The following is a 6,056-nucleotide window of genomic DNA, read 5'->3' on the forward strand; positions in this document are numbered from 1 at the left end:
TGACCTATGCCCTGCGCGTGAAGCTGCGGAAGGACATCCGGGCGCTGGCCCGCGACGAGGAGCGCATCGCCGAGGCCCAGGCCGAGCGCCGCGCCCGCGAGCGCGACGACCGCATCCGCCACCGGGTGGAAACCCTCACCTGGCGCGAGGCCGACTGGGAGGACGACGACGAACTCTCAGCCGAGTTCGACCGCGCCCTCGAATACGAAGGCCTCGATCCGGTCTTCGCGACGCTCACCCTTGAACAGCAGGCCGAGCGCATCATCAAACGCCTCGACCTCAAGCCCGAGCCCTACCCCCACGCGAAGCCCGACCCCCACGACACCACCTGACCCCTCCTTCTCCCCTTGCGGGAGAAGGTGGCCTGCGCAGCAGGCCGGATGAGGGGTCTCTCAGAACCCCGCCACCGACACGACGAACTTCCGCCGGACAGGTCCGGCGCCCCCTCCCCCGCTCCGCAGGGGAGGCAAGACTCGTGCGCGCGACGGTCGCCGCCGCCGTTCGGCGATGCTCCCCCTATCGCCCTCTCCTGAGAGTCCCGCTATTAGGCGCCCCATGAGCGCCTCCCCCGCGAAGAGCATGGCCGACAAGGCCGCCGAGTACGGCCTGAAGCCCGAGGAATACGACCTCATCGTCAAGCGCCTGAACCGCGAGCCCAACGACGTGGAGCTCGGCGTCTTCTCGGTGATGTGGTCCGAGCACTGCTCGTACAAGTCCTCGCGCAAGCACCTGGTGAAGTTCCCCACCAAGGGCCCCCGCGTGATCCAGGGACCGGGCGAGAACGCAGGCGTCGTCGACATCGGCGACGGCCAGGCCTGCGTCTTCAAGATGGAGAGCCACAACCACCCCTCCTACATCGAGCCCTATCAGGGCGCGGCGACCGGCGTCGGCGGCATCATGCGCGATGTCTTCACCATGGGCGCCCGGCCCATCGCGCTGCTGAACGCGCTGCGCTTCGGCGACCCGAGCCATCCCAAGACCAAGCGCCTGGTCTCGGGCGTCGTCGCCGGCATCGGCGGCTACGGCAACTGCGTGGGCGTGCCGACCGTCGGCGGCGAGACCAACTTCCACCGCGGCTACGACGGCAACATCCTCGTCAACGCCATGTGCGTGGGCCTGGCCGACGCCGACAAGATCTTCTACTCGGCCGCCCCGGCGGCCGGCCTGCCGGTCGTCTACTTCGGCTCCAAGACCGGCCGCGATGGCATCCACGGCGCGACCATGGCGTCGGCTGAGTTCGACGACGCCTCGGACGAGAAGCGCCCGACGGTTCAGGTCGGCGACCCCTTCGCCGAGAAGCTGCTGATCGAGGCCACCCTCGAGCTGATGGCCACGGGCGCCGTCGCCGCGATCCAGGACATGGGCGCCGCCGGCCTCACCTCCTCCTCGGTTGAGATGGCCGGCAAGGGCGGCGTCGGCATCGAGCTCGACCTCGACATGGTGCCCCAGCGCGAAGAGGGCATGACGGCCTACGAGATGATGCTGTCGGAAAGCCAGGAGCGGATGCTGGCGATCCTGAAGCCCGGCCGCGAGCGCGACGGCCACGCCATCTTCGAGAAGTGGGGCCTCGACGCCGCCGTCATCGGCCGCACCACCGACACGGGCCACATCGTGCTCAAGCACAAGGGCGAGGTGGTCTGCGACGTGCCGCTGGCGCCGCTCTCGGACGACGCGCCCCTCTACGACCGGCCGCACGTGGCGCCCAAGCCCGAGCCCCGCCTCGATCCGGCCGACGTGCCGCCGCCCGCCGATTGGGCCCAGGCGGTGATCAAGCTGATGTCCTGCCCCGACATGGCCTCCAAGCGCTGGATCTGGGAGCAGTACGACCGCCACGTCATGGCCGACACCCTGGAGGACAGCGCCACCGGCGCCGACGCCGGCATCGTCCGCGTGCACGGCACGAAGAAGGCCCTCGCGGTAACGTCGGACGTCACGCCGCGCTACGTCCAGAACGACCCGTACGAGGGCGGCAAGCAGGCCGTCGCCGAGGCCTGGCGCAACCTGACGGCCGTGGGCGCCGATCCCATCGCCATCACCGACAACCTGAACTTCGGCAATCCGGAACGGCCCGAGATCATGGGCCAGATCGTCGGCGCCATCGACGGCATGGCCGAGGCCTGCCGTGCGCTCGACTTCCCCGTCGTGAGCGGCAACGTCAGCCTCTACAACGAGACGAACGGCCAGGCCATTCCGCCGACCCCGACCGTAGGCGGCGTGGGTCTCATCGCCGACTCCTCCAAGCGCGCGGACTTCTCGAACCTGAAGGCCGGCGAGAGCCTGGTGCTGCTGGGCGTGACGCTGGGCGAGCTCGGCGCCTCGATGTACCTGCGCGAGATCCTCGCCCGCGAGGACGGCGCCCCGCCCCCGGTCGATCTTGCCGCCGAAAAGCGCGTGGGCCACCTCGTCCGCACCCTCATCAAGGACGGGCAGGTGGCCACGGTTCACGACCTCTCCGACGGCGGCCTGGTGGCCGCGGCCGCCGAGATGGCCTTGGCCTCGAACATGGGCGTGACCCTCAACATCGAACCCGGCCCGCGCGCCCACGCCATCCTGTTCGGCGAGGACCAGGCCCGCTACCTGGTGGCGACCACCGATCCCGACTTCATCCTGGGCGCCGCGCGGAAGGCGGGCGTCCTGGCCGACGTCGTGGGCGAGGCCGGCGGCCAGGCCTTCGCCTGCCCGGGCCTGTTCGACATCCCCCTCGCCGAGCTGCGCCAGGCGCACGAGGGATGGATGCCGGCCTACATGGGCGAGACGGCCTGATCGTGACGGGCCGCCCGCACCTTCTCCAGGCGCAGGCGCTCATCGGCCAGCCCGGCTCGCGTCACCGCATCCCGACGCCGGCCGCCGTCCTCGACCTCGACGCCTTCGAGGCCAACGTGGCCCTGATGGCCGAGCGGGCGCGCCAGGCCGGCCTGGCGCTGCGGCCGCACGCCAAGTCCCACAAGTGCGCCTGGGTGGCGCGCCAGCAGATCGAGGCCGGCGCCGTCGGCGTCTGCTGCGCCAAGCTCGCCGAAGCCGAGGCCCTCGCCGCGGCCGGCGTCGATGGCATCCTCGTCACCTCCCCCATCGTAGGCGAGGCGCCCGCCCACCGCGCTGCGGCGCTGGCCGCCCGCCTCTCCGACATCCGCATCGTCCTCGACCACCCCGACGCGGCCGCCGAGCTGGGCGCCGCCGCCCGCGGCCCGATCCAGGTCCTCATCGACGTCGACGTTGGCCTCGGCCGCACCGGCGTCCGCGATCCCGCCCAGGCGCTCGAAGTGGCCCACGCCGTCGGCGCGCAGTCCAACCTCCGCCTGATCGGCCTCCAGGGCTACGGCGGCCACTGGCAGCACATGGCCGGCGCCAACGCCCGCGCCGCCGCCGTCGCCTCGGGCATGGACCGGCTGCGCGCCGTGCAGTCCGCGCTCTCGCAGGCGGGCTTCGGCGTCGATCTCCTGACGGGCGGCGGCACGGGCACCTTCACCGCCGACGCCGCCCAGGGCGTGCTCACGGAGGTGCAGCCGGGTTCCTACGCCTTCATGGACCGCGAGTACCGGGACGCTCTCGGCGAGGATCCCGAAGGCGCTTTCCAGCAGAGCCTGGCGATCGCCGCCACCGTCATCAGCGCCAACCAGCCCGACTGGGTGACGGTCGACGCCGGCCTGAAGGCGTTCTCGACGGACGGACCGCTGCCAGCAGCGCTGACCGCAAAGTTCGCCGGCTGCGGCTATCGCTTCTTCGGCGACGAGCACGGCCGCCTCGCCCGCCCGGCCGCTCCGGTGGCGCGCGGCGAGCGGGTCGAATTCGCGCCGGGCCACATCGACCCCACGCTGGACCGCTACGACGTCCTGCACCTGGTCCGCGGCGACGTCCTGGTGGACATCATCCCCATCGAAGCGCGAGGCGCCAGCCAGTGAGGCGTGTCGTCTGGGCGGCCTTGGCGCTGGCCGGCGCCGCAACGCCAGCCCTGGCGCACGACATCGGCGGCTCGGACGCGGCCTTCGTGGCCGCGGCCAAGGGGCCGGCGCCGTTCCCGTTCGCCTACCTCGGCGCCAAGCACATGGTGACGGGCTACGATCACCTGCTCTTCCTGATCGGCGTCATCTTCTTCCTGTTCCGGCTGCGCCAGATCGCGCTCTACGTCAGCCTCTTCTCGCTGGGCCATTCGCTCACGCTGCTGGCCGGCGTGTTCTTCGACCTGCACGTCGACAGCCGCCTCGTGGACGCGGCGATCGGGCTGTCTGGGGCGTACAAGGCCTTCGACAACCTGGACGGCTTTCGGTCCCTCTTCGGCGTCCAGCCTGACACGCGCGCCGCTGTCCTGGTCTTTGGCCTGATCCACGGGTTCGGCCTGGCCACGAAGCTCCAAGCCTTGGATCTTCAACGCCACGGGCTGCTCGCCAACCTCCTGGCCTTCAACGTCGGGGTCGAGGTTGGCCAGTTGCTGGCGCTCTCGCTGATCCTGCTCGCCATGACTCTCTGGCGTAGGACCCGCGCCTTCGCGTCCACGGCCACGGCGGCGAACATCCTGCTGATGTTCGCGGGCTTCGTGCTGGCGGCCCAGCAGCTCGCCGGTTACGCCTATGGAGGACCTGTCGCATGACGAAAGCCTCCGCTCCACCGCCGCTCTCCGGTAGACGCCTCGTCGCGGCGACGTTTGCCGCCCTCGCCCTCGCGTTGCTGGTCGTGCTGGGCTTCGTCGCGCCTGCGGAATACGGGCGCGATCCGTTGGGCGTCGGTCGGCTGACGGGTGTCGCCCGCCTCTGGGCGCCGGAGGACCAGACTATCGAGGCCCGCTCCGGCGCCGGCCCGCTGGCTCGCGAGTTCGACCAGCCCTTTCGCAGCGACGTGGTCGAGATCCCGCTGGGCGGCTTCCTGAGCGGCGCCGAGAACTCCGAGCTCGAGTACAAGGTGCGCATGCGCAAGGGTGCCGTCCTGACCTACGCCTGGGAGGTCGTCGGCGCGCAGGACGGACGTGACTTCCGCTTCGACCAGCACGGCCACACCACGCCGAAGGCGGGGCAGGCGATGCAGGTCGTCACCTTCCGCCAGGGCTCGAGCCTGCAGCAGCGAGGCGCGATCACCGCGCCCTTCGATGGGATCCAGGGCTGGCAGTTCTCCAACGCCGGGGACGATCCGGTCGTGGTCCGCCTACGCCTCGCCGGCTTCTACGATCTGGTCCCCGCCGGCCAGCCGGGCAATGAGGCCGGGGTTCTCGCCAACGTCCCCGCCGCCCGGGCCCGGCCGCACGCGCCCAAGGCCCTGAGGAGCGCCCCATGACCACCGATCCCGACCGCGAGCTACGCGTCCGCCTCGCCGCTCATGAGGTGCTGCTGCGCCGGCTCATCGCCGAGCTGGAGTTGGAGCTGCCCGGCACCATCGACCGTCTGGCCGGCCCCTACGAGACCGCCGCCCGCCCCGACGAGGCCTTCCAGGCCTTCGTCGCCGAGGTGGACGACCACGTGAGCCTCATCCTCTCGAAGATCCGCGCCGACCTGCGCGACGACTGATGGGCGACTACACATGTAAACGGATCGTGAGCGCCGCACGTCGATCGTTCGGCTAGGCTGTGCGCGCTCCAGGGAGCCGGTCTTGCTTGCCTCGCTCACAAGTCTCGCCGTCACCGCGGCGCTCCAAGCCTCTCCCGCGCCCGCGCCGGCGGGCGCCTGCGAAGCCGCGCTCGTCGCCTACAGCCGGTGGGCGGAAGGGTGGAAGTTCGCCGCCATCGTCGATGCAGGCCCCGCCCGCCGCACCTGGCCGGATGAAGCCCAGATGCGTCTGGGCTGGAGCGACGTCGCGCCATCGGCGGCCGCGGTCCGCGCCTTCAAGGCCGCACCGACTGCGTCGATCCTGGTCTGCCCGGCGGTCGAGGCGGCAGCTCGTAAAGACCGGCGCGCCATCCTGACAGCTGCCGAAGCTGCCGCGCCAGAAAACCGCCCCGAGAGCGGCGTGAACCGCCTGTCGCTGCCGGTTCTGAGCCCCGATGGCCGCGAAGCGATCGTCGAAATCGTGCACACCGGCCAGCGTCATGGCGGGCTGCAGCAATTCGTGCTTCTTCGCAAAACCGCCAAGGG

Annotated in this window: 7 protein-coding genes; all 7 read left to right on the top strand. The window is 71.1% G+C overall.

Annotation, left to right across the window (positions count from 1 at the left end; genetic code table 11):
* Window positions 1-332, top strand: a 332-nt coding sequence (locus tag RIF93_RS17950; protein ID WP_309092820.1) for a hypothetical protein, incomplete at its 5' end; no start/stop codon positions are given.
* Between the two features lie 223 nt (window positions 333-555).
* Complete coding sequence (purL, locus tag RIF93_RS17955) at window positions 556-2,763, top strand: phosphoribosylformylglycinamidine synthase subunit PurL (protein ID WP_309092821.1); 2,208 nt, start codon at window positions 556-558, stop codon at window positions 2,761-2,763.
* Window positions 2,730-3,899: an alanine racemase gene (locus RIF93_RS17960; RefSeq protein ID WP_309092822.1), complete on the top strand. Its 1,170-nt coding sequence runs from the start codon at window positions 2,730-2,732 to the stop codon at window positions 3,897-3,899. Before purL ends, RIF93_RS17960 begins: the two co-directional genes overlap by 34 nt.
* A complete protein-coding gene (locus RIF93_RS17965; protein ID WP_309092823.1) occupies window positions 3,896-4,585 on the top strand; it encodes a HupE/UreJ family protein in 690 nt (229 codons plus the stop codon). The genes RIF93_RS17960 and RIF93_RS17965 overlap by 4 nt, the downstream gene beginning before the upstream one ends.
* Window positions 4,582-5,262 carry a hypothetical protein gene (locus RIF93_RS17970; RefSeq protein WP_309092824.1) on the top strand — a complete coding sequence of 227 codons (681 nt, stop codon included), beginning with the start codon at window positions 4,582-4,584 and terminating at the stop codon, window positions 5,260-5,262. The genes RIF93_RS17965 and RIF93_RS17970 overlap by 4 nt, the downstream gene beginning before the upstream one ends.
* Complete coding sequence (locus RIF93_RS17975) at window positions 5,259-5,492, top strand: hypothetical protein (protein WP_309092825.1); 234 nt, start codon at window positions 5,259-5,261, stop codon at window positions 5,490-5,492. The genes RIF93_RS17970 and RIF93_RS17975 overlap by 4 nt, the downstream gene beginning before the upstream one ends.
* Window positions 5,493-5,574: 82 nt before the next feature.
* On the top strand, window positions 5,575-6,056 hold a 482-nt coding region (locus RIF93_RS17980), incomplete at its 3' end, for a hypothetical protein (RefSeq protein WP_309092826.1).

It is taken from the genome of Phenylobacterium sp. (assembly GCF_031181185.1).
Classification (GTDB): domain Bacteria; phylum Pseudomonadota; class Alphaproteobacteria; order Caulobacterales; family Caulobacteraceae; genus Phenylobacterium.

Excerpts from the sequence above, each read along its gene's own strand:
- RIF93_RS17960 (WP_309092822.1), top strand. The coding sequence starts at position 2,730 with ATGGATGCCGGCCTACATGGGCGAGACGGCCTGATCGTGACGGGCCGC.
- RIF93_RS17975 (WP_309092825.1), top strand. The coding sequence starts at position 5,259 with ATGACCACCGATCCCGACCGCGAGCTACGCGTCCGCCTCGCCGCTCAT.
- RIF93_RS17970 (WP_309092824.1), top strand. The coding sequence starts at position 4,582 with ATGACGAAAGCCTCCGCTCCACCGCCGCTCTCCGGTAGACGCCTCGTC.
- purL (WP_309092821.1), top strand. The coding sequence starts at position 556 with ATGAGCGCCTCCCCCGCGAAGAGCATGGCCGACAAGGCCGCCGAGTAC.